At 37.4% G+C, this 24,598-nt stretch carries 21 protein-coding genes; 17 read left to right on the top strand and 4 right to left on the bottom strand.

Features of this window, described 5'->3' with window-relative positions; genetic code table 11:
• Nucleotides 1-27 precede the first annotated feature (27 nt).
• The 11 genes from HXV90_RS13990 (at nucleotide 28) to HXV90_RS13940 (ending at nucleotide 13,946) form a co-directional block, all read left to right on the top strand.
• Nucleotides 28-1,047, top strand: coding sequence for a serine hydrolase domain-containing protein (locus tag HXV90_RS13990; protein WP_048391885.1), 1,020 nt, complete (start codon nucleotides 28-30; stop codon nucleotides 1,045-1,047).
• Complete coding sequence (locus HXV90_RS13985) at nucleotides 1,044-2,357, top strand: ABC transporter substrate-binding protein (RefSeq protein WP_199768287.1); 1,314 nt, start codon at nucleotides 1,044-1,046, stop codon at nucleotides 2,355-2,357. The genes HXV90_RS13990 and HXV90_RS13985 overlap by 4 nt, the downstream gene beginning before the upstream one ends.
• An 86-nt stretch (nucleotides 2,358-2,443) precedes the next feature.
• A complete protein-coding gene (locus HXV90_RS13980; RefSeq protein ID WP_103117330.1) occupies nucleotides 2,444-3,391 on the top strand; it encodes a carbohydrate ABC transporter permease in 948 nt (315 codons plus the stop codon).
• 12 nt (nucleotides 3,392-3,403) lie between these two features.
• Nucleotides 3,404-4,231: a carbohydrate ABC transporter permease gene (locus HXV90_RS13975; RefSeq protein WP_269897452.1), complete on the top strand. Its 828-nt coding sequence runs from the start codon at nucleotides 3,404-3,406 to the stop codon at nucleotides 4,229-4,231.
• Entirely contained in the window at nucleotides 4,218-5,216 is a 999-nt protein-coding gene (locus HXV90_RS13970; RefSeq protein ID WP_269897451.1) for an N-acetylglucosamine kinase, read from the top strand. Before HXV90_RS13975 ends, HXV90_RS13970 begins: the two co-directional genes overlap by 14 nt.
• 20 nt (nucleotides 5,217-5,236) lie before the next feature.
• Nucleotides 5,237-6,142 carry an N-acetylmuramic acid 6-phosphate etherase gene (gene murQ, locus HXV90_RS13965; RefSeq protein WP_103117332.1) on the top strand — a complete coding sequence of 302 codons (906 nt, stop codon included), beginning with the start codon at nucleotides 5,237-5,239 and terminating at the stop codon, nucleotides 6,140-6,142.
• Nucleotides 6,143-6,193: 51 nt separating this feature from the next.
• Nucleotides 6,194-7,081: a MurR/RpiR family transcriptional regulator gene (locus HXV90_RS13960; RefSeq protein WP_269897450.1), complete on the top strand. Its 888-nt coding sequence runs from the start codon at nucleotides 6,194-6,196 to the stop codon at nucleotides 7,079-7,081.
• Between the two features lie 310 nt (nucleotides 7,082-7,391).
• Nucleotides 7,392-7,898, top strand: coding sequence for a phage tail protein (locus HXV90_RS13955; RefSeq protein WP_054548699.1), 507 nt, complete (start codon nucleotides 7,392-7,394; stop codon nucleotides 7,896-7,898).
• A 12-nt stretch (nucleotides 7,899-7,910) separates the two neighbouring features.
• Nucleotides 7,911-8,411, top strand: coding sequence for a phage tail protein (locus HXV90_RS13950; RefSeq protein ID WP_269897449.1), 501 nt, complete (start codon nucleotides 7,911-7,913; stop codon nucleotides 8,409-8,411).
• Between the two features lie 18 nt (nucleotides 8,412-8,429).
• A complete protein-coding gene (locus HXV90_RS13945) occupies nucleotides 8,430-8,954 on the top strand; it encodes a phage tail protein (RefSeq protein WP_048391869.1) in 525 nt (174 codons plus the stop codon).
• A gap of 45 nt (nucleotides 8,955-8,999) precedes the next feature.
• Nucleotides 9,000-13,946: an S-layer homology domain-containing protein gene (locus tag HXV90_RS13940; protein WP_269897448.1), complete on the top strand. Its 4,947-nt coding sequence runs from the start codon at nucleotides 9,000-9,002 to the stop codon at nucleotides 13,944-13,946.
• A 178-nt stretch (nucleotides 13,947-14,124) separates the two neighbouring features.
• Here the strand turns inward: HXV90_RS13940 and HXV90_RS13935 are convergent, their stop codons facing one another.
• From HXV90_RS13935 to HXV90_RS13925, 3 genes are all read right to left on the bottom strand, one after another.
• Complete coding sequence (locus HXV90_RS13935; protein WP_269897447.1) at nucleotides 14,125-15,207, bottom strand: ABC transporter ATP-binding protein; 1,083 nt, start codon at nucleotides 15,205-15,207, stop codon at nucleotides 14,125-14,127.
• 106 nt (nucleotides 15,208-15,313) lie between these two features.
• Nucleotides 15,314-16,177: a PucR family transcriptional regulator gene (locus HXV90_RS13930; protein ID WP_269897446.1), complete on the bottom strand. Its 864-nt coding sequence runs from the start codon at nucleotides 16,175-16,177 to the stop codon at nucleotides 15,314-15,316.
• Nucleotides 16,178-16,313: 136 nt separating this feature from the next.
• Nucleotides 16,314-18,500, bottom strand: coding sequence for an MMPL family transporter (locus tag HXV90_RS13925; RefSeq protein ID WP_269897445.1), 2,187 nt, complete (start codon nucleotides 18,498-18,500; stop codon nucleotides 16,314-16,316).
• 124 nt (nucleotides 18,501-18,624) lie between these two features.
• On the opposite strand from HXV90_RS13925, the gene HXV90_RS13920 reads away from it, so the two are divergent.
• The 6 genes from HXV90_RS13920 (at nucleotide 18,625) to HXV90_RS13895 (ending at nucleotide 23,001) form a co-directional block, all read left to right on the top strand.
• Nucleotides 18,625-19,245, top strand: a complete 621-nt coding sequence (locus tag HXV90_RS13920; protein WP_016993441.1) for a TetR/AcrR family transcriptional regulator — start codon at nucleotides 18,625-18,627, stop codon at nucleotides 19,243-19,245.
• 183 nt (nucleotides 19,246-19,428) lie between these two features.
• On the top strand, nucleotides 19,429-19,725 hold the full coding sequence (locus tag HXV90_RS13915) for a cupin domain-containing protein (protein ID WP_048391859.1): 297 nt from the start codon (nucleotides 19,429-19,431) through the stop codon (nucleotides 19,723-19,725).
• Nucleotides 19,726-20,035: 310 nt separating this feature from the next.
• A complete protein-coding gene (locus HXV90_RS13910) occupies nucleotides 20,036-20,167 on the top strand; it encodes a hypothetical protein (RefSeq protein ID WP_255349861.1) in 132 nt (43 codons plus the stop codon).
• 83 nt (nucleotides 20,168-20,250) lie between these two features.
• Nucleotides 20,251-20,679 carry a helical membrane plugin domain-containing protein gene (locus tag HXV90_RS13905; RefSeq protein ID WP_004227758.1) on the top strand — a complete coding sequence of 143 codons (429 nt, stop codon included), beginning with the start codon at nucleotides 20,251-20,253 and terminating at the stop codon, nucleotides 20,677-20,679.
• A 45-nt stretch (nucleotides 20,680-20,724) separates the two neighbouring features.
• Nucleotides 20,725-21,909, top strand: coding sequence for an NAD(P)/FAD-dependent oxidoreductase (locus HXV90_RS13900; protein ID WP_004227760.1), 1,185 nt, complete (start codon nucleotides 20,725-20,727; stop codon nucleotides 21,907-21,909).
• A 132-nt stretch (nucleotides 21,910-22,041) separates the two neighbouring features.
• Nucleotides 22,042-23,001, top strand: coding sequence for a methyl-accepting chemotaxis protein (locus tag HXV90_RS13895; protein ID WP_269897444.1), 960 nt, complete (start codon nucleotides 22,042-22,044; stop codon nucleotides 22,999-23,001).
• A gap of 95 nt (nucleotides 23,002-23,096) precedes the next feature.
• Here HXV90_RS13895 and HXV90_RS13890 read toward each other — a convergent pair whose 3' ends face one another.
• A complete protein-coding gene (locus HXV90_RS13890) occupies nucleotides 23,097-24,593 on the bottom strand; it encodes an alanine/glycine:cation symporter family protein (RefSeq protein ID WP_269897443.1) in 1,497 nt (498 codons plus the stop codon).
• Nucleotides 24,594-24,598: the final 5 nt, after the last annotated feature.

Below are 24,598 nucleotides of genomic sequence, written 5' to 3'. Positions count from 1 at the left end.
TTAGATATTTAATAGTGGGGTGCTTCCTTGGTAGATGCATATATAACTGGCTTAGTGAAAGAACAGAAAATTCCAGGTGCTGTATTAATTGTTCAGCAGCAAGAAAGAAGGCTATTTTCATGCAATTATGGAGCCTATACTGCTGAGGATGGCAGCGAGCAAGCTATTTTAAGTAATACGTTGTTTGATTTAGCCTCCTTAACAAAAGTTGTCGCAACACTCCCAGCTATTTTACTCCTGATGAGTCGAAATCAAGTTTATATAACAGATCCAGTCCAAACCTATTTGCCTGATTTTAATTATCCTCTTATTACAATCCAGCATTTATTGCAGCATTGCTCAGGATTGCCAGCAGATTTAACACCTGTAGTTAAAAGACATCATAAGCGTGACATCCTGCAGGAGGTACTGGCAAGTGATGTAGTATGGCAGCCAAATGAACAAGTGCAATATAGTGATTTAGGTATGATTATTATAGGAAAGGTGATTGAGGAAGTTACTGGCATTTCATTAAAAAGTTTTGTAGAGCAAGAGGTTTTTAAGCCATGGGGCATGCATCATACATGTTTTCAACTGCCTGTGCATACAAGAAGGCTTGCAGCATCTACAGAAATGGTGGCAGGTCAATTTGTACAGGGAATAGTCCATGATGAGAAAGCTTTATTACTAGATGGTATTGCTGGTAGTGCAGGTTTATTTTCATGTGTAGAGGATTTAGCAAAGTATGCGGAAATTTGGTTGGGGATCAAGCAACAAAGTGTAATTCCATATGAATGGTTAGAGCTTGCCTATACGAAAACTTTTAAAACGAGGGGACTTGGGTTTGAAGTATGGGGAGGAGATGAAGCATCATTTTGTTTTGGTAGGAGGTGGAGCAAGGGCTCATTTGGTCATACAGGATTTACAGGCACGAGTATTTGGATGGACCCTGTAAAAAAGGCATTTGTCATTTTACTAACGAATGCTGTGCATTATGGGAGAAATACAAACATGGGAAGGATTAGAGAGAAGCTTCATACGATGATTTATGAAAAATTACTGATATGAAGGGTGGATCTGCTGGTATGAGACAAAAGAGTAAATGGTTATTGTTGCTTCTTTTATTACTGGTTGTGGGTTTGGTAGGCTGTAACACGAACGAGAAAATAACGACCTCAACAACACCTGATAATGAAGAGAAATCGAAAACTGAAGAGGTTTCGCTAACAATAGGGAGTTGGCGCACAGAAGATGTTGCCAAGTATGAAAAAGTGATTGCTTTATTCAATGAACAACATCCTGAAATACATGTTTCATTTAACCCAACTAAAAATACTGAATATAATACAGTCCTCAATACGGCATTACAGGCTGGAGAGGGTCCAGATATTTTTCACTTACGTCCTTATGCAGCTGGATTGAAGCTTGCGGAGGCAGGTTATGTTGAGAAAATAAACGGTTTAAATGGATTGAATGTATTTCCTGAAGAAGCATTACAGGCTTCTCGTGATGACCAAGGGAATCAGTACGGTGTACCAATTAACTTAAGCTCTACACAATTTTTCTATAATAAGAAGATTTTTAAAAATAATAATCTTGAAATTCCTACTACATGGGATGAATTCATAGCATTAAATGACCAATTATTAGAAAAGGGTATTACACCAATTGCAATGGGTACAAAAGAAGGCTGGCTATTATCGTTGCTACACGGTATTGTCGGTCCTGCTGTTTATGAGGGCAATGACTTTTACCAAGCAGTGCTCGCAGGAGAAAAGGATTTTACAGATCCGAAGTTTATTGAATCCATTCAAGTAATGAATGACTTGAAAAAGTATTTTCCTGTCAATTCAGAAGGCTTAGGAATGGATGATATCCGTACTTTGTTTGCACTAGAAGACGCGGCAATGTTTCCGTTAGGTAGCTGGGAAATTCCTGTTGTATTAGAAATGAATCCAGATTTAGATTTAGGTTATTTTCCTATTCCATCTAAAGAGAGTAATACAACAGTGACGACTTGGGTAGATGGCTCATTTGCGATTAATGCTAATTCGAAAAATAAAGAAGCAGCTAAGGTATTTTTAGAATTTTTAACAACTAAGGAGTTTGGCGATTTGTTTGTAAAAGAGTTTTCTATGATCAGCGCTATTCCAGGTATTACCTCTGACGATGCATTGTTAAACGCTATTAGTCATTCGACTGCAAATGAAGCAACGCCATATATGTGGGTAACTAATTTTACTGGTGGGGACCCAACAACAAAGAGCTTGCTTGAAAGTGAGCTACAAGGCATGTATTTAGGTAAAGTAACGCCTGAAGAGGTTGCCACAAAAGTACAGGAAAACGCTAAAACTTGGTTTACGCCATTTCAAAAATAATGAAAGTATCAAGTCAGTAGACCCCTGAAGTGCTATAAGGAGTTTAGGGGTCTTGTTGTTTCATGATTAGTAAAAGGAGGCTGCTCATGATAAGAGAATATACAGCTCCATCAGTAAGAAGGAGGAAATCGAGAGTAAGGTGGACTATCCATCTTTTCCCTATTCCTGCACTAATAATCTATGGGTTGTTTGTGCTTTATCCGATAATAGCGGCATTATCCTATAGTTTTTTTGAATGGAAAGGGATGGCTCGTGGTGATTTTATTGGTTTCCAAAATTTTGTGACTCTTTTTACGACAGAACCCTATGGCTCCATGTTTTGGAATGCCTTTAAACATAATGTCCTTTATTTTGTTGTGCAAATGATTGTTATGAATGGATTAGCCTTCTTTCTTGCCTTTATTATTTATCAAAAAATTAAAGGTGCAGAGTTTTTTAAGGCTGCTTTCTTTCTACCGCGATTATTATCAGTGATTGTTGTAGGTTTCTTATGGAAGCTCATTCTAAATCCGAATTTTGGTACTTTAAATGTCATTTTGGAGAAATTAGGTCTTGAAACTTTACAAAAGGCTTGGCTTGGTGATCCCAACACGGCGTTAATCGCCATTATTTTAGTCAATTGTTGGTTTGGATTAGGTTTTGGTGTCTTAATTTTTCTTGCTGGCTTTCAAGGGATCCCAAGTGAGTTAGTCGAAGCTGCAAAGTTAGATGGCGCTAAGGGTTTTACTTTATTGCGTACGATTTACTTGCCTTTAATGGTGCCATCAATTATGATCATGGGCATTTTAACATTTATCCAGTCATTTGAAGCATTTGAATTAGTATATGCAATGCAGGGCTCCATGGGAGAGCCATACTATTCTACAGATACGTTAGCTGTGTTTTTCTATCGTTTAGCATTTGGTAGCTCTACCGCTTCTGGGGCAACAGCTATTGGGTTGGGTTCGGCGTTAGCTACAGTACTATTCTTATTTATATTAGTTTGTACCACGCTATTTTTACGCTTTGCCAATAAAAAGAATGTTCAAATGTAAGGGGTGATTATAGTGAAGCAAGGCGCTATTTGGGTTCGACCATTTTATTATCTTGTGGTGTTTACGGTGGCGACCATTAGTTTATATCCAATTTTGTTAATGATTTTATCTTCATTTAAAAAGAGCGTGGATATCTATAAAAATCCATTGGGTTTACCGACTAGCTTTAGCTTAGATACTTATCGTACATTATTAGCAAAAATTCCATTTACCACATACTTTCTAAACAGTCTAATTGTCAGTATTGTATCTGTGATACTAATAGTGGTTGTTTGTTCAATGGCTGCATTTTATATTGCTCGCTTTAAATTTTCTTGGAATCATGCATTGTTCTTTATTTTTTTATTAGGCATGATGATTCCTATAAAATTGGGGATTGTCCCGCTCTTTATATTAATGCGTGATTTAGGACTGATAAATTCCTTATGGTCTTTAATTTTGATGAACATGGCGACAGGTATTCCATTATCCATGCTGATCTTAACTGGCTTTTTTAAAACAATGCCTTATGAATTAGAGGAAGCAGCCCGTATAGATGGGGCGGGGAACTTAAGAGTTCTTTGGCATGTAATGTTACCGTTAATGAGACCTGCCCTTGGAACAGTGGTTATTATAAATTTTATTGCTTCATGGAATGATTTCTTCTTCCCACTTATTTTTATTACAGAAAAAATGAAACGGACGATACCTGTTGGAATGATGTCACTTTTTGGTGAGCATTCGGCAGATTGGGGCTCTCTTTTTGCAGGTTTAACATTAGCTTCATTACCAATGATCCTATTATTCTTTATTGCCTCAAAGCAATTTATGGAGGGGCTGACGGCTGGTGCCATTAAATAGGGAATACATTATTGGGGTCGATGGTGGTGGGACTAGAACTCGTGCAGTGATTGGGACAAGAAAAGGGGAAGTGCTGGCTTTTGTTGAAGGAGCTGGAACGAATATAAAATCAACGCCACCTGACGAGGTAAGGCTACATATTATCAAGCTCCTTGCCACGTTACTACAAAAGATAGATGCAACAAATAATGATATTGCTGCGGTGTTCTTATGTGTGGCAGGGGGCGATCGCCAGTTAGATAAAGAACGCTGGGAGCAATGGATTAGCTTCCTTTTCCCTGCTAGCTCCTGTAAGATAACCATCACCAATGATGCGGTAGCGGCACTTACTAGCGGCACATTTACACAGCAAGGGCTCGTTGTGATAGCAGGAACGGGTTCCATCGTATATGCAGTTGGAAAAAATCATCAAGTTAGTCGTGTTGGAGGATGGGGTTATTTATTAGGAGATGAGGGCAGTGGCTACTATATTGGGCAAGAGGCATTGCGATTGATTACGCGACATTATGATGCTATTGGCGTGAATGAGGATCTGTTTACAGCGACTATTATGGAGCAGCTAGCATTAAAGAATCCTACTGAAATTATTACGCATGTTTATGAGCATCCACAGCCACGTGTACTCATAGCCTCCGTAGCTCGTGTGGTGTTGCGTTTAGCAGAGCAAAATAATGATAGGGCACAAAAAATTATTGAACACGCTGCTCATCATTTAACTCATTTCATCCAAATAATGTTGAAAAAAGAGCCTCAGCTAAAAGGTGACTCTATTGTCCTATGTGGAGGTTTATTCGAAAATTTTTATTTTGTTCAATGCTTTCGAGAAAAATTACAGCTTGCTAAAATATCTAATCAACTAATACAACCAGAGGTGCCACCTGTTATAGGAGCTTTCGTTAATGGACTTCTCAGTGAAGGAATTCCAATCACAGAGGCTTTACAACGAAAGGTAAAAGGAACTTGGATGAGTATCCATGAAAAATAGTGTGGAGGGATTTGATTTCAATGGAACGAATGACAAAACTGACGACTGAAGGCTATCATCCAGATACGACAAATCTAGATTTAATGTCCACTATTGAAATTGTAAAGCTGATGAATGAAGAGGATAAAAAAGTACCATTAGCCATAGCAAAGGTTTTACCTGAAATCGAGCAGGCTGTCACAGCTGTTGTGGATGCACTAAAGAAAGGCGGTAGATTATTTTATGTTGGTGCAGGGACAAGTGGGCGAATTGGTTTGCTAGATGCCGTAGAATGTCCACCTACATTTAGTACATCACCAAAGCTTGTGCAGGCAATATTGGCTGGAGGAGCAGATGCAGTAATGATTGCCATAGAAGGTGCAGAAGATGATCTTTCATTAGGAGAGGTTGAACTACAGAAACAACAGCTAACAAACCGAGATGTAGTGATAGGGATTGCAGCAAGCGGTCGAACGCCTTTTGTCAAAGGAGCATTAAATTATGCTCAACAACTAGGGGCAAAAACAATCAGCTTAGTGAGCAACGCTCATTCTATTATTAGTAAGCATGCAGATATTGCAATAGAGGTGATTACAGGACCAGAAATTTTAACAGGTTCTACAAGACTAAAGGCTGCAACAGCTCATAAACAAATATTAAATATGATTACAACGACAACCATGATTAAGCTTGGAAAGGTCTATAAAAATTTAATGGTGGACGTTCATGCTAGTAATTTTAAATTGCGAGAGAGAGCCAAACAAATCGTCTGTGAGGTAACGGGAGTTTCTTATAATCAGGCTGAAAGTGTTCTGGAGCAAAACAATTATCAAGTAAAGCTCGCGATTGTGGTGCTACTGACGAATACAACGATTGAAGAAGCGACGGAATTACTTGCTCAATCAGAAGGGCATGTGCGGAGAGCGGTGTCTCTAAAGAAATATTGATGAAGGAGGTACATGGATAACTTCCTTTTATCTAGAGATGGAGCTGGAAAAATGGAAAAAATAAATGCGGGTTTAATTATGCTTGCTGAAATGTGCGAAAAGCTTCCACTCTCCGAAAAAAAGGTGGCAAGCTATATATTAGCACACCCAACACAGGCTATAAAAATGACAGCGGTTGAACTAGGAGAGGCAAGTCAAACAAGTAGTGCCGCAGTTATTCGGCTGTGTAAATCGTTAAATATTAGTGGTGTTCAAGAGCTGAAATTGCGCATTGCTGGTGATTTACAACATGCTAAAGTTGAAGATCGAGATATTGAGGCGAATGAAGCGCTGCCATCGATTGTAGAGAAGGTAACGATGCAAAGTAGTGAAATTTTGACACAAACAGCTAATTTAATAAATATTGCTGAATTAGAGCGTGCCATAACGGCCTTATCACAAGCTGATAAAATTATATTTTTTGGAGTGGGTGCATCAGGTATAGCAGCAATGGATGCAGATCAAAAATTTTTACGAATCAATAAAAATAGTAGGGCATTTGTGGATTTGCATTTAGGAGCTACAGCCGTTGTCAATACACAGAAGGGGGATGTGGTAGTAGGTATCTCCTTCTCCGGAGAAACGCATGAAGTGGCTAAAATCCTTGAAATAGCTAGCCAAACACCAGCCACTACAATCAGTTTAACGCGCTATGGTAGTTCACTAGTGTCTAGCCTAGCAGACATTTGTTTATATATCTCTCCCAATGTTGAAGCAACTTTTAGAAGTGGTGCCACTTCCTCACGTCTAGCGCAGTTACTCGTCATTGATATTTTATTTATGGGGGTAGTGACGAGTGCCTATGAGCAAACAGTGGATCATTTAGATGAAACACGTTCAGTTATTCAAAGGTTGCATAAAAAAGTGGCTAAAAGAAAAAATAAAATAAAAACATATTAGTGTTAGTATGTTCAGACTGTAGACAAAAGCTATCGAGAAGTTTTCTCTCGATAGCTTTTGACATTTTTATTCTCAGAAATAAAAACGAATTCTGGTTTTAGGTATTTAGTTTAATATATTTATAGATGTAATATCATTACCCACTTTTATCTCTTAAATCTTTCTTATAAGCAACAACATTGTATTGATATTTTGGATTAAATGGTAGGTGGGTTAGTCCATTTTGGAAAAAATATATTTTTTAACCTAATTTTAACCTTGTTATTGTAATGTGCTAGGTAAAGCAATATTTTGTAAGGAGGTTTTAAGAATGGAACAATATGTTGGAGAAATTCGATTATTTGCTGGCGATTATGCCCCAGACGGCTGGGCTCTTTGTAATGGTCAACTATTATCTATTTCCGAAAATGAAATACTTTTTTCTTTGATTGGCACAACCTATGGGGGAGATGGTCAATCAACCTTTGCATTACCAAATTTTCAAGGCAGGGTTGTAGTACATCAAGGACAGAATCCAACTACTGGTACTACCTTTGTCAATGGTCAAATGGGAGGGGTGGAAACCGTCACTTTAATCTCGTCACAGCTTCCTGCACATACACATCAGGTAAAAGCTTCTTCTCTTGATGGCACAACCCCTAGTCCAGAAAATGCTGTTTGGGCAAAAAATATACAATATTCGACACAACCACCAAATGGCACAATGAATGCCGCCATTGTTTCAAGTGTGGGAGGAAACGCTTCTCATAACAATGTAATGCCGTTTTTAACAATTAGTTACATTATTGCTCTTTACGGTATGTATCCAACAGAATAGGGGGTTTGAAGGATGAGTGAACAATATGTAGGTGAAATACGATTATTTAGCTTTGGGACAGTTCCAAGCGGATGGGCGCGATGTGATGGACAAATATTACAAATTAATACAAACCAAGCGCTGTATTCAATTTTAGGAGCAACTTATGGTGGTAATGGCTCTACGACATTTGCATTACCTGACTTAAGGGGAAGAGTCCCAGTTCATGTAAGCAGTAGTATCACACGTGGACAAAAAGCAGGAGAAGAGGTACATGTATTAACAATTAATGAGATGCCAACTCATACACATATTGTTAATGGTAGTTCAGAAAGTGCTACGGTGAAAGTGGCTACTGGAAATGTGTGGGGTACATCTGCTAATAATATTTATTCTGTCAATCAACCAAATACTAATATGAACACGCAAGCATTGTCAACATCAGGAAATTCGCAGTCACATCAAAATATGCAGCCATACAGTGTCGCTAATTACTGCATAGCTCTAGTAGGAATTTATCCATCAAGAAATTAGAAAAAAGGGGTGGGCAAAGTGTCAGAAGCATATATAGGAGAAATTAGAATATTTGGCGGTAATTTTGCACCAAAAGACTGGGCTTTGTGCGATGGCCAGATAATAAACATTGCCTCGAATAGTGCACTATACGCTATTTTGGGTAACAGATATGGGGGAGATGGAAAAACAACGTTTGCATTACCAAATTTAAATGGAAGAGCAGCTATTCATCAAGGAACAGGTGTAGGATTAACGCCTAGAATTATAGGCAGTACGGGCGGTGCATCCTCTGTAACACTGTTGGAAAATGAGATACCTAGCCATAACCATCTAGCAAATTGTAACAATCTTCAACCCCCTAATAATGATCCAACTGGTGCAATATGGACAGATCAGCAAGGGAAAGGCAGCATCCCTGTTTATACACCTCAAGTAAATAAACCAATGAATCTAATGACCGTTAATGCTGTTGGAGGAGGTCAACCACATAATAATATGCAGCCATATTTAGGACTGAACTTTATTATTTGTTTATATGGTGAATGGCCTCCTAAGAGTTAACGATTCATTAAATGAAGGGTGTGAAACCAAGAAGGAGAATATAGAATGGGAAAAAAGATATTAACCATAACCTTGTGTTTGCTGTTAATCGCATATAGTCAAATGGTAGGAATAGGGTTCGTGTCACCTTTAAAAGTGGAGGCGGCTGCATGCGATTCGCCAGATTTTCCAAGTTGTATACAGGATTTAAGTCAAGCTTCGTGGAAAGATGACACAAATAATGGCTTTGTAGTAAGCGGTATTCCTGGTGATAATGGTATTGATCTATTCACGTATAGCAATGGATCACAATTTCCAGCTGGTTATTATTTTGATGCAGATGAATATTCACCACCAAAATCAATTAGAATTTCTGCTGGGGAAAGCTTTGCAGGCGGGATCTTCGATTTAAAATCAATAAAAATTAATACGATTAATAAACATCTTGAAAACGATGCATTGTCCTTAACAATTCAAGGGTATGATGGGGCAGGAAACCCAAACGGAAATCCTGTAACTTTTAAGACAGTTGCAAATCATGAGCCTATTTATGATATTCCTATTAATATAGAAGGAATCAACTCATTTGTCATTACTGCGAGTGTAAATTTTATACCTACTGTACAGGCGGGACTATGGGATTTAACGTTTACCCAATTTACGATTGATATCCCAAATAATAATCCGCCAACAATTACAAATGGTGCTATAACTCCTTCAAATATTACTACCCCAGGCGTACAACTGGACTGGGCTAAAGCATCTGATGATATAACAGCTCAAGAGGATTTAGAATATCAAGTCTATCAATCTAGTAGTAACAATATTGATACGGTTAGTACCATAGAATTGAATGGGACACCGTTAGGCGGCTATACCAAAGATAGTAACTCCTTTAATGTTACAGGTCTTGTAGCCAATACAACCTATTATTTTAATGTCATTGTCAAAGATACCGATGGCAATAAGAGTGCATATACGATGCAGCAGATAACAACCCTTGCCTTAAATAAACCACCGACATCCAGTAATGGAACCATAGATGTAAACGAGGGTCAAGTGTATACATTTAATAGTACTTCCTTCGCATTTTCTGATGAAGATGCAGGAGATACTTTGCAACAGATTCAAATCTCTACTATCCCAAATAGCGGACAGCTCTTTCTTGATAGCAATAATAATCAGCAATTTGATGGTGGGGAAGCTATTACAAATGGTATGACAATCAGTAAGCCTAATTTAGATGCAGGTAATTTAAAATATATTACAGAAAGTGGCTCTTCTTCATCTTTTACATTTAAGGTAAGCGATGGTATTGATTTTAGTACTGTCTATACGATGAGTCTAGTCGTCAATGCACGTCCAGCAGTGACAATTTCAACAAATAAACCTAGTCCAACAAATAGCCTTCCAATTTTTATAGCTATTGTTTTCAGTGGGTCAGTAACAGGCTTTACGGTTGGGGATATAGAGGTTACAAATGGAAATGTGACAGCACTGTCAGGAATTGGTAACACATATACAGCCCTAGTATCACCTATTACAGATGGAGCTGTGAAAATCAAAATTCCTGAAAAGGTTGTTGCAACTAGTGGAGGTGCATTAAATAAAGCATCAAATGAATTACAAATATTCTATGATAGTACACCACCTACTGATATTGAGCTCAATAATACTACTGTACAAGAAAAGAAACCTATTGGTACAACTGTTGGAACATTGGCGGCAGTGGATACAGGAAGCTCACAAACATTCACGTATTCATTACAGTCTGGAGATACAAGCTTCTTTACGATTGATGGGAATGTATTAAAGACAAAGGCAATGTTTGCATACGATACGAAAAATAGTTATAAAATTACGATAAGAGTAACTGATGAGGCTGGTAATACGTTGGATAAGGAGTTTACAATCCAGATTACTAAAAATTATGCACCATCAGGTTCTATCATTGTTAACGGTGGACAAATCTCGACAAGTTCTATAAATGTTACCTTAAATTTGACGGCAACAGATTTAGAAGGAGAAGCGATAGAAATGCGCTTTTCGAATGATGGTATTACTTGGTCCAGTTGGGAGTCAAAAATATCTACGAAAAGTTGGACTTTATCCCATGGAGAAGGTAGTAAAACAGTTTATATGCAACTAAGGGATACTGCTGGCAATATATCAAATACATTCTCAGATACAATTGTTCTAGATACAACTCCACCAGTCATAACAGGGGTTACAAATAACGGTGTTTATAACACTGATGTAACGATTAGTTTTAATGAAGGAACTGCTACCCTGAATGGAGCAACCTTTTCAAGTGGAGCCACTGTAAGTACATCTGGAAATTATACTTTGGTAGCAACAGATAGTGCAGGGAATACCACAACCATTACATTTGTGATTGATAAAGCTCTGCCAAAAGCTGTAGAGGTGGAGATCAAATCGAATAATCTGGATCCTACAAAGGCTAAGGTAGGAGATACGATCACCTTAACAATGAAAACAGATAAAAATATACAAGCACCTATAATTACCATTTCGGGGAAAGCTGCTATTGTAACAGGAGCATCCACAAACTGGCAGGCAACATATGTTATAGATAATGGTGATTTAGAGGGAACAGCACCTTTTACAATTAACTTTAAAGATCTGTTAGGTAATTCGGCAATAGAGGTAACGGATGTAACTGATGGAAGCTATGTCATTGTCGATAGCGTAAAGCCAACAGTAAAAAAGGTGACAATGGCTTCAAATAATGCTAACCCAACAGTTGCTAAGGTAGACGATGTAATCACAATCGACTTTGAGACAAGTGAGGACATTCAATCACCGAATGTATCAATCCTAGGACAAACAGCAAATGTCAATGATAAAGGTGATGGGGATGCTAAAACATGGCAAGCAAGCTATACGTTAAAGTCCACAGACTCAGATGGACCTATCAGTTTTACAATTGATTTTCAAGATATAGCAGGGAATGAGGGCTTACAGGTAACAGAGATTTCATCAGGGACAATTGTGATATTTGATAAAATTTCTCCTGAAATAACAACCTATTTCCCAGCGCATCAGGCAATTAATGTACAGCCTGCAGATAATCTTGTATTTACATTTGATGAAAAGGTCTTACCTGTAACTAGTAAAAATATTGTCATAAGAAATGCTACAGATAACCAAATTGTCGAAACAATTGCTGTTACACAAGCAAATGTTTCTATCACTAATGAAACTGTGACAGTAAATCCTACATTGGATTTAGTCCATAACACCACTTACAGCATTCAAATTGACACAGGTGCATTTACTGATGTAGCAGGTAATGCGTATAAAGGTATTACTAATAATACTTCCTGGAATTTTACGACTAGTGCACTGCAAACATATACGGTTACGTATGACAGTAACGGGTCTGATGGGGGGATAGTACCAACAGATTCAAAGCAGTATAAAAACCAGGACACTATTACAGTACTGGGCAATACAGGTAATTTAATGAAAGCAGGCTATACATTTGTAGGATGGAATACGAAGGCTGATGGAAAAGGTGTTACTTATAAAATTGGGCAAACGATTCAAATGGGGAAAGGGAATTTGATATTGTATGCTTTGTGGTCTAAAAACAATGTACCAGGAGATGGAGGATCATCAACGCCTAGTCCTACACCAACACCTGATCCTGTTGCACCAAGTAATCAGCTAAAGATAAATGTTGTAGATCAAAGTATGCCAGATGATGTGCTCCTCCAAACCGTGTTAACACGTGTATTGAGTAACGGTAGCTTTCAAGATACAGTAAACTTTACAGTTGCAAATGCAAACGAGTTTCTTCGGATATTAGGGAATAAGGAAGATAAAAGATCTCGACTTGTGATCCCTAATATGGAACCTCCAGCAAGTGAAACAACGGTGATACTTGATAGAGGTGCTGCTAAACGATTAATAGAGGGCAAATCACATTTTAGTATAGCTATGGGAATGGTCAAAATAGATGTTCCTTTTACTTCAATGAATGATTTCAATGAAGATATTTTCTTCCGAATTGTACCGATTAAGGATGCATTGCGACAAAAAGCTATCGAGGATCGGGCTAAACAAGCTGAAATAGTTTTACAACAGGGTAATGGAGCTAATATAAAACTCGTTGGTCAGCCGATATCTATCGACACAAATCTACAAAACCGTCAAGTAACATTGCTACTACCATTACCAGCGAATCTCACATCAGCTCAACGAGAAAATATGATGGTCTATGTAGAGCATAGTAATGGAACAGTTGAAATAATACGTGGGCGTTTTGCAGAATTTACGAGAGGGCAAACAGGTATAGTCTTTGATGTAGAGCACTTTTCTACATTTTCTCTACTTTATGTAGAACAAGCGCAGGAAGAAGTGCAACCAGAGAAAGAACCAATAGAGGTAGACAGCACTTTTGCTTCCTATATTCACGGCTATACAGATGGCACTTTCCGTCCGAATGTAAATGTCACTCGTGCCCAAATGGCAGCAATGTTGGCAAGAAACCTAAGTGACAATCATGTACCAGAAGCGTCTAACCTATTTTATGCAGATACAGCTACTTCATGGGCAAAAAACGATATTGAATATATTCGTAAAGAAGGAATTATGCAAGGACGTCATGATCGTTCATTCGGGCCGAATGAAATGATTACTAGAGCCCAAATGGCGGTTATTGCTGTGAGATGGATTGATAAACAATGTGTAGAAGGGTCTACAGATACCTCGTATTGCGAAATAAATACAAGTGGAGAAACATATCGTGATGTGGCGGTCACACATTGGGCAGCAAAAGAAATCAATCGCATAAGTGCGATAGGTATAATGGTTGGCTCAGGCAATGGTGAATTTAGACCTGAAGAAAAACTAACACGTGCACAGGCAGTAAAGGTACTGAATCGAATCTTTAATCGTCCAATACCAACTGAGGACACAGAACAAATCTTCAAGGATATACCTAAAGAGCATTGGGCTTACTTTGAGATTCAAGCCGCGGCAAAATAAGATTAATAGAATAAGCACGCTAGGTGGATAATGCCTAGCGTGCTTTTAATTCGTTTGAAGAAATCAATTAATTTCTTATTTAAATTACCAGATGTAGAAGTTTGAACATAATTCGATTGCCATCAATGGTATATACAGCTGGCTTTCTCTTCCCGAACTCATGGATTCGAAGCAGGCTTTAAAGACATTCCTCTGTTTGAGGGTCGAAGAAATGGATCTTTTCTTCCTTCATAAATAGGAAAACCTTGTCGGATGGATGAAAATTGTTATCAGCCTGTACTCGAGCAATAAAATTCTGATTTACTAAAGAACAATAGAGATAAGTTTCTGCTCCTAGTAATTCTGCAACATCAATCGTTGCAGTGAAAGTGTAAGGGGAAATAACATCAGTCATTTGTAAATCCTCAGGTCGTATACCCATAATAATCTCTTTCCCTAAATAATTTTTTTCCTTTAACAATGGTAAATGCATGGATGGGATAGGGAAGCTTTGCTCGCCTAAAAGGATCTCGTTATCTGTTAGACGACAGTGGAAGAGGTTCATGGATGGTGAACCAATAAAGCCTGCCACAAACATGTTAAGTGGTGTATTATATACTTCTTTAGGTGTCCCAATTTGTTGTATAAGGCCATCCTTCATCACTACCAGACGGGTAGCCATCGTCATAGCCTCTGTTTGGTCATGTGTGACATAGATCGTTGTCGTTTGAATTCGTTGATGGAGCTTCTGGATTTCTGCTCGCATTTGTACACGTAATTTGGCATCCAAATTAGAAAGAGGCTCATCCATTAAAAATACCTTAGCATCTCTGACAATTGCTCTTCCCAGTGCTACACGCTGACGTTGTCCACCAGATAGAGCTTTTGGTTTTCTTTTTAAATAATCCTCTAATCCTAAAATCTTAGCAGCTTCTTTAACACGACGATCTATTTCCTTTTTATCAACCTTTCGTAGCTTTAAGCTAAATGCCATATTATCATAGACTGTCATATGTGGATATAAAGCATAGCTTTGAAATACCATTGCAATGCTACGATCTTTTGATTCCACATCATTCATGAAAACATCGTCAATGTATAGTTCTCCCTTTGATATATCCTCTAAGCCAGCAATCATACGTAAAGTTGTGGTCTTACCACAGCCAGAAGGGCCTACAAACACAATGAATTCTTTATCATGGATATGCAAATTAAAATCAGTTACGGCCTGGATATTTTTATCGTAAATCTTATAGATATGCTTTAACCGTAATTCAGCCATACATACTGCACCCCTTTACAAGTCATATTTTCATTGTAAATGACTTTAGAATAGAGTGATATGGAAAGCTTGCACAGTGTTGAAGGCATAATTTGTGCAGTTGGTCTTAAAGTGATTCTAAGAAAATAATTGCGAGATAAACTTCTAGCCGATGGGAAAATTGCCGAATATCCTTTTGCGTCATTTGTTGAAATTTTTCTAAGCGATTTTGTAAGGTATTACGGTGCATATACATTTTTTTAGAGGCTAATGTAATGTTTCCATCACATTCAATCAATTTCTTAATTGTATGGAGTAATTCTGGCTGAGAAGTGGCTTTTTTTAGGATAGAGGAGATAAAAATTTCTTTCTCATGATAGGCTAGATGCTGCGTTATATAAGGCACTAAAAGCTCTTGCTGTGTGAGTACATGCTTTGGTGTATAAGTCCAAATGGATGGTAGAAGGTGAACATACCAGTTAAATCGTTCCTTGGTCGTGGTGATGTTGTGTATAATATCAGAAACAAAAATTTTAAAATGAGTCTCTAAGTCTGCCATTATGGGATTAACATAATGAGTCAAATCTAAAAACTCCTCATTGTAGTTGATACATTCGATTATGACAAATAATTGTGGCTGAAGCGATAGCAGAATAATATCCTTCCCAAGTAAAGCTTCGAAGACTGAACGCAATAATGTAGGTGTTGTAAAGTCTTTATCAAAATGAAGAAATAACAAACGATGCATAGGAAGATTAGTTGGAGCAATATCTGTTTTATCTGTAAAATAATCAAGCCAAATCATATCATTGTTATCGTATAAGACAGTGGGGCCTGAGAATATTCGCAATAGCTCATATTCATTTTGTGTCATTGTGTGTATGGGAATTTCGTAAAGCTGATTGTCAAAATTAAATACATAATTTCCATCAGTTTTACCTGAGAAGGGGCTTAATAATGGGAAACGTTGCTGTAATTTTTGAAGATCCATACATGCCACTCCTTATTTAATGTAATAAGGTTAATTTACTATAATTATATGATGAAATGCTTATAGTATTAATATAAAAAAACACGGACATGAGCAAGTATGACAATCATACCTAGCTAATGTCCGTGTTGTCTATTTAGGCATCTTTTTTAAATAACTTACCTGGCCAGAAAGCATATTTACCTAGTACTGTTGTGATGGCTGGTACAAGTAATGGTCTTACAATAAATGTATCGAGCAATACACCAATGGCTGTCACAACACCAAATTGAACAAGCACTTGAATCGGTAATGTTGCCAGCACCGCAAATGTACCTGCTAGGATGAGTCCAGCAGATGTAATAACGCTTCCTGTTCGGACAACACCTTCTTCTACAGCTGTTAAATGGTCAGTGGTTTTGCGCTTTTTCCAAATCTCTGAAATCATAAAGATATTATAATCCTCTCCGAGAGCAACTAAGAACACAAAAGCATACAATGGAATAGCTCCAGAAATTGCCTCGGCCCCCATGATATGATGTAAGATTAACCATCCAGCGCCTAATGCCCCAAAATAAGAAATAATAACAGTCGCTAATAGATAAACAGTTGCTGTAATAGAACGTAAATAGACAAATAATAATAATGCGATTAAGGCAATCATGGTTGGCATGATTACTGTTTCATCTCGCTTAGTTATTTGTTGTGTATCATATTGACTAGCTGTTTCTCCACCAAGCCAAACATGTTTATCAGCGTTGTTTAGACCTTGTGCCTCTAGTATTTTAATAACCTCTTTTTGTAGTTCAGGAATATGAGCTAATGACTCCTGTGCATAAGGGTTGGCATCGAAATTGAGTTCATACAAGTGTATATTCTTATTTTTTTCGCCAATTTGTACATCTGCCACACTATCAATATAAGAGATAGCTTCAAGTTGTTGCTGGATATTAATATCAGTACCTTCTGTGTCTATTACTAATTGAACAGGTGCTAGTTCTCCAGGCGAAAAATTCTCTTCTATTAATGTAAATCCTTCTCTAGACGGCATATCTTTTGGGAAGGATGAAAGCAAATCAAATGTATATTGAATTCGCGGAACAAATGCCGCCAACCCTCCAAGTAAGATTACAGTTACAGCGATAACGACCCAAGGTTTATGGGTAACAAAATGACCAATTTTATGACTAACCTTATGTGAAGGCTTATGCTGTTTCTTGCCCTTTTTCTTGGCCATTTCCTCCGTTCGAGGAGTGAAGGGGAAGAACGCTACTCGCCCAATAAGGACAAGAATTGCTGGTAGGACAACAAGTGCTGCGACCCCCATGACAAGCACACCAAAACTAAATGGTACGGCAAAGCGTTGAAATGCGCCATAATGGGCAAGACTAAGGGTCGCTAAACCTATAACTACTGTTAGGGCACTCATTAAAATAGCACCACCCGATTCTTTAACAGCTAGCTTCATTGCGACCGTCTTATCCTCAACATCAAAGAGTATTTCTCTATATTTTGAAATTAAAAATAAACAATAGTCAGTACCTGCACCAAATAGTAAAACAGTCATAATGGAGACTGCCTGTGAATCTTTATCTATCCATCCCTGTTTAGCAAAAAAACCAAGTGTCGGGCTAATCACACCATAGGCAAGCCCTACAACAATTAAAGGAATAATAGCTAGCAATGGAGAACGATAAATAATAATAAGTAATACTAAAACGAGTAATACAGTTGCGATCAATAGCTTCACATCTGCTTGTGAAAATAAACTGACAGCATCAGTGGCAATTCCCACTGGTCCAGAATAGCGCACATGGAGTGCATCGCTTGATAATTTATCATCTAATTGGACTTGATAGCCTTCCATTATTTTTGTCAGCTTATCTAAACTATCCTGTAGCATATCTGTTGCGACACCTTTTTCAAAAAACACAGGTGTAACAATTGTTGTACCATTTTCAGAAGCGGAAGCCATTAAAGCCTGAGGTGGCATTTGATCAAATGGTGGAACCATTGTTTGATGGGCTAAGGGCTTTGCTTGCAGCTCGTTGTATACACCTTGTATAGCCGAAAAATCATCAGGTGTTAAGCCATTTTCACGATGCCACACCAACAATAGAGGTGTTCCAGCATCATTAGGAAATTGCTCTGCAATAATGGACGCAGCTTGCTCAGACATTTCGGTATTAGGTAAGTTTTTGCCTGACTCACTTTCTATACTATTGATTTGTGGCCAAGCAAATGAGAATACAACTACTAATAGCACCCAAAAAGCTAGTGCTAATAATCTTCCCTTTTTACTTGCAACCATTGAGCCCCATTGCTCAAGTGGATGTTTTTTCATCAAAAGACCTCCATTTCATGTAAGTGATTTAATTATATATACTAGAAGGTTAATTAATCAATCCATAAATATTAATATGTTATAATATGCGTAAAAAGAATGCTTAATTAAGGAGGCGAACTTGTTGAAACAATCACCGCGTGTTCTCGGGAGACCTCGCCATGATGAAAATGCGAAACCTACAAAAGATATTGTCCTTGAAACGGCCACAAGACTTTTTATTAAAGAGGGCTACAAAAATATTTCAATGGATGATGTAGCAAAGGCTTGTAACGTAACAAAGGCGACTGTCTATTACTACTACCCAACTAAAGGGGATTTATATACATCTGCTTTAATCGCTATGATGGATCGTATCAAGCTATCTATTCTACAAATTTTAGAGCAGCCTAAACCATTTAAAGAACGACTCGAACAGCTCGTTGAGGTTCATTTATCAGCCACTATCGATATTGATATGAAAAATTTTATGAAAGAGGCTACCATTAATTTATCGGAATCGCAGCTGAGACAAGTTCAAGCATCCGAAAATGGTATGTATCAAACAATAGAGCAGGCTATGCAAAAAGAGATGGAAAAGGGCACAATTCGAAAAGGAAATGCAAAGTTTTTCGCTCATAACTTTATGGCATTGATGACTGTAGGGTATTTTAAAGATGGGGATGGTAAAACTTTGCTAGGCTCAGTAGATGTGACGGCAAAGGAAGTAACAAATTTCTTCTGGCTTTCTGTTGAAAAACGTTAACACAAAATAGGTTTGTAAAAGGAGCTATCTCATTCATTTGGGATACTTCTTTTTTAGTGATGTAAGTCACAGACAATCAGAGTGATTCTTCATTATAGTGGGGGTGTGGCCTAAAAAGTAGTGGAACATCGTAAATCAAAAGAACCTATAATAGCATAAAAACAGTGTAATGGAGGAATGACAATGACAATTATACCAATCCAAGCAATGCTAGAAGAAAAGACAAAACATATTGGTAAATTAGGGAGTATCGCTGGTGCAGATATTTTGAACATTCAATTGCGTGCAGGTGAAAAAATTCCTGAGCATCGTGCGGACAATGAAGTGCTAATTATTGTTCAATTTGGTGAAGTTCGCTTTATTGTTGAAGGTGTGGAAGAAATTTTAACACAAGATACAATTTTAACTTTAAAACCATCTGAAAAGCACAGCTTAGAAGCAGTTACAGACGTTCGTGTTATTGTCATTAAATTAAAATAAAAAAAGCTCCTATATTCTAAAATCTACTTTGTTAGCCAAGAGGGATACATTTCTATTGACACTAACAAAAAAGATATAGCGTCCTTATTGAATATTACTAGAGAAACCTAAAGCCGTCGTTTATTCCAAAGAGAAGGGGATATAGAGATGACAGGAAAAGGAATTATCAATAAAAATTATGATGCGTTGGAAAATTTATTATAGCAAGACAGTTAATAGTTGATGAAATCAATGAATTTTGAAAAGATTGTCGAAATTGTGATATAGCTCATTGAAATAATGTACAAACAGTCTTATAATGAAGGTTGTAATGTCACCAAGACAAGATAAGGATGGTATTATGATGCGCTTTTTGCGATTTAAAGTAAACATTGTAATAACAAGTCATACGAATCGCTATCCAGCCCTTGTGACTGGTGATTGTGTAAGATATACGCTGTAACGACTGTTAAGTTTTACCTTAATGGTCTTTTTTACATGTAAGCAATAAAAAATAGTACTAGTGATGGCAAAGGAGAGTTCAAAATGTCAGAAACGAATAACCAAACACAGGCTGAACAAGTAACTGTGAGTAAAGAGCAATTAGATGTACTAGATCAATTATTAAAGCCTGAAGTTCAAGAATCACTAACAACTTTAGTTGAGCAATTACCAAAGTTAACTGAAATGATGACATTATTAACGAAATCATATGAGTTTGCTCAAGCTGTTGCAACAGACGAAGTGCTTAAAAACGATACTGTTGGAGCAGTAACAGAAATCGCTGGTCCTGTAGTGGGCTCTGCGAAAAACCTTGCAGCAACTGCAATTGAAGCGAAAGACCGTGCATCTGAAAGCCATGAGGTAATTGGTTTATTCGGTCTTGTGAAAATGTTAAAAGACCCTCAAGTTCAAAATGTTTTCCGTTTTGTTAATGCTTTCTTACAAGTAAGCTCAGAACGCAAAGCCAAATAAGACTCAAGGTAAATTCAATTCGTAAGGACGGAGGATTAATTAATCATGTCAAAAGAAATCGTCATCTTAGGTGCAGGTTACGCTGGCGTTTTAACTGCATTAACAGCACGTAAGTATTTATCAGCTGATGAAGCTAAAATTACTGTAGTAAACCAATTCCCAACACACCAAATTATCACTGAGCTTCACCGTTTAGCTGGTGGTACAATTGCAGAAGGTGCTGTTGCATTACCACTTAAAAAAATCTTTAAAGGTTTAGATATCGACCTACACATTGCGAAAGTATCAAAATTTAATGTAGATACTAAAAAAGTTGATTTAGATAATGGTTATACATTAACTTATGACACACTTGTAGTATCTTTAGGTAGCCAAACTGGATTCTTTGGTATCCCAGGATTAGAAGAAAACTCTATGGTTCTTAAATCAGTAAATGATGCCAATAAAATCAACAAACATATTGAAGACCGCATTAAAGCATATGCACAATCTAAAGATGAAGCAGATGCAACAATCGTTATTGGTGGTGGCGGTTTAACAGGTGTTGAGCTTGTTGGTGAAATCGTGGACAACTTCCCGAAAATCGCTGCAAAACATGGTGTTAATTTTGCTGATCTTAAAATTAAACTTGTTGAAGCTGGTCCAAAAATCTTGCCAGTTCTTCCAGATACACTTATCCAACGCGCTACTGAAAGCTTAACTAAACGTGGCGTAGAATTTATTACAGGTACACCAGTAACAGGTGTTGACGGCAACGTTATTTCTTTAAAAGACCGTGAACCAATTGTTGCAAATACACTTGTTTGGACAGGTGGGGTAGCTCCACTTCCAATCGTAGGCGAATCAGGTCTAGCTGCTGATCGTGGAAAAGCAACTATTAATGAATTCTTACAATCTACGTCTCACGAAGATGTCTTTGTTATTGGTGATGCATCTGTTGCACTACCAGCTGATGGAGGTCGTCCACTATACGCTCCAACAGCACAAGTTGCATGGCAAATGGGTGAATGTGCTGGTTATAATGTATTTGCACAATACAAAAACCAAGACATGAAAGCATTCTCAGCTGTAAACTCTGGCACACTTGCAAGCTTAGGTCGTAAAGATGCTGTTGCTACAATTGGTGCGAGCAACACAGAGCTTAAAGGCCTTCCTGCAACATTAATGAAAGAAGCTTCTAATATTCGTTACTTAACACATATTAAAGCTTTATTTGGTTTAGCCTATTAAAAAACAAAACACTCACTACTATCACGCTATGTCGTTGTTAGTAGTGAGTGTTTGTTTTTTTCTAAAGATGTATATTAATTACTTTAAATCCAGTAAAATAAATACATATTCAATATTCTATTTTCTGAGGTGATGGCTGTGTTAACAATGTTCCAATCAAAAAAAGTAGATATAGAGCAATTTAAGGCTAAAATTGATGAACTGAATGCAAAGCTGGATAAGAAAGATCATGAATTTCAAATTTTTTTAAATGAGTTACATAAGGAAATCATTGAAACTATTGAACAACATAACAAGGTAAATGACCAGCATACTATTTTAGGAGAAATGGTCGCAGATATTGTAGGAGAGTTTAATAAAGTTGAGGATAGCACAATTCACTCCAATAAAATTTCTGAAAATGCCCTAGATAAAGGAAATTTATTAATCTCTTCCTCGGATCAAATGATGACATTATCGGTTGAAAGCAAGCAGGCTGTTCAGGAAGTAGAGCATTTGATTGATGCGTTGGGAGAGCAGTCTCAAAAAACGTCTTTAAGCATGAGTAATTTAAGTGAGCGCTCAAAGCAAATAGCTGAAATTGTAAATGTTATTGGAGAAATATCAAATCAAACCAATTTACTAGCTTTGAATGCATCTATTGAGGCAGCAAGAGCAGGGGAGCATGGTAAAGGCTTTTCGGTTGTTGCCGAGGAAGTTCGCAAATTAGCTGAAAATACGAAAACAAGCACAGAAGATATTGCTAATTTAACAAAGATAATCGAAGAACAAATTGGACTTGCTTACGAGGATAATAAAAATAACATGCAGCTAGTAACGGAAGGCATTGATAAAAGTGCTAAAACATCAGTAAAAATTGATCAATTACTGCACATTATGACAAATGTTCAAACGGGAATAAATGAGCTATTAGCTTCAATTAAAGATCAGAGGCTATCAAACGAAGATGTTATACATAAATTTAATAGGACGACAGCCTTATTCGATGAAACAAATCGCGTTCTAACAAGCCATATTGATGAATCAGAAATTGTAACAAAAAAATTATTAGAGGCAGTTGATCAAGTAAAGCATTTCCCAACTGAAAGATAGAGATTTTAACTTCATTCTATGGAAATTTAAAAAGCAAGAACCCTGCATAGCAGCAACTTTTCAACTTCTTAGTGACTACTACAGGGTTCATTTAATTATTTCAAGTCGCCAACTTTTTCTTTTAATGCGGCTAATTGATCTGGATAGTTTTTTTCAGTTATTTCATTCCACAATTCTGCATCTTTAATTCTACATCTTTCGGGAATAAAGACTGGGTCAAGCCCCAACTTCTTTTGCTCTTCATAATCTCTTAATGTAGCTATACCTGGCTTTGTTAATAAAATAATAGCAATTAGGTTTAACCATGCAAGTATACCTACACCAATATCAGCAAGATTCCAAGCAGTTGCTGAGGAACGAATCGTTCCAAAAAAGATAGAGATAACTAGTAGTACTTTTACGACAATAGCAATAGTAGCAAAGTTTTTATTGTTTCTAAATAAGTAAGCAACATTACTTTCCGTGTATACCCCAAAAGCAAGCATAGTAGTTATTGCAAAGAAAAATACTGCGATAGCAACAAAAGGACTTCCTAAACCAGGAATGAATGAGTTAATTGCTTCTTGTGCAAATGCAGTACCTGCTTCAACTCCTGGTAGATTCTCAACCAAAAATCCCCCATTAGGATGGGCAATATTGTAACTGCCTGTGGAGATGATCATAATGGCTGTAGCTGTACAAACAAGTAGTGTATCTACATAGACCGAGAATGCTTGGACAAGCCCTTGTTTAGCAGGATGAGATACTTCTGCGGTACCAGCTGCCTGTGCCCCAGTACCTTGACCTGCTTCATTTGAATAAGCCCCTCTTTTTACTCCCCACATAATTGCATTTCCAAAAACAGCACCAAATGCAGCATTTAAATTAAAGGCAGAGCTGAAAATTAAAGCAAATATTGCAGGTACATCTTTTATATTGATCAATAAAATAATGAATGCAAGAAGTATGTAAGCAGTTGCCATAAACGGTACAGCATATTCAGCAACTTTTCCAACCCTTTTAATACCACCAAAAATAGCAAATCCAAATATTGCAGAAACAATAATACCTGTAATCATTGGTGAAATCCCGAAGGCATTTTTAGTTGAATCAGCAATATTAAAGGCTTGAACACCTGAACCAGTGAAACCAGTTGCTATAATTGTAGCGATAGCAAATAATATAGCAAATGGCTTATTTTTTAACCCTTTCTCAATATAGTATGCTGGCCCTCCACGATACTCTCCTGCGATTTCTTGTTTCCAAACCTGGGCTAACGAGGACTCAATATAGGCAGCACCAGCTCCTAAAAAGGCTATGACCCACATCCAAAAGATAGCCCCTGGTCCTCCAAAATAAATTGCAGTAGCTACACCAGCTATATTCCCAATTCCGACACGTCCACCCAATGCCATTGCAAAGCTTTGAAAAGATGAAACGCCATTTGCCGAAGTTTTTCTATTAAATAATTGTTTAATCATATCTTTGAAGAGACGCAGCTGTGGAAACCTCATAATAAGCGAAAAGTAAACGCCAGCTCCTAAGCAAAGATAAACTAATGCGTTACTCCAGATAATCCCTGCTATTTTACCTGTTAAAGCGGCAAAATCCATATAAC

The organism is Lysinibacillus sp. JK80, from assembly GCF_027557635.1.
Classification (GTDB): domain Bacteria; phylum Bacillota; class Bacilli; order Bacillales_A; family Planococcaceae; genus Lysinibacillus; species Lysinibacillus capsici.
Note: the sequence above shows the minus strand (reverse complement) of the source record. Positions and strands in the feature narration are given on the sequence as shown.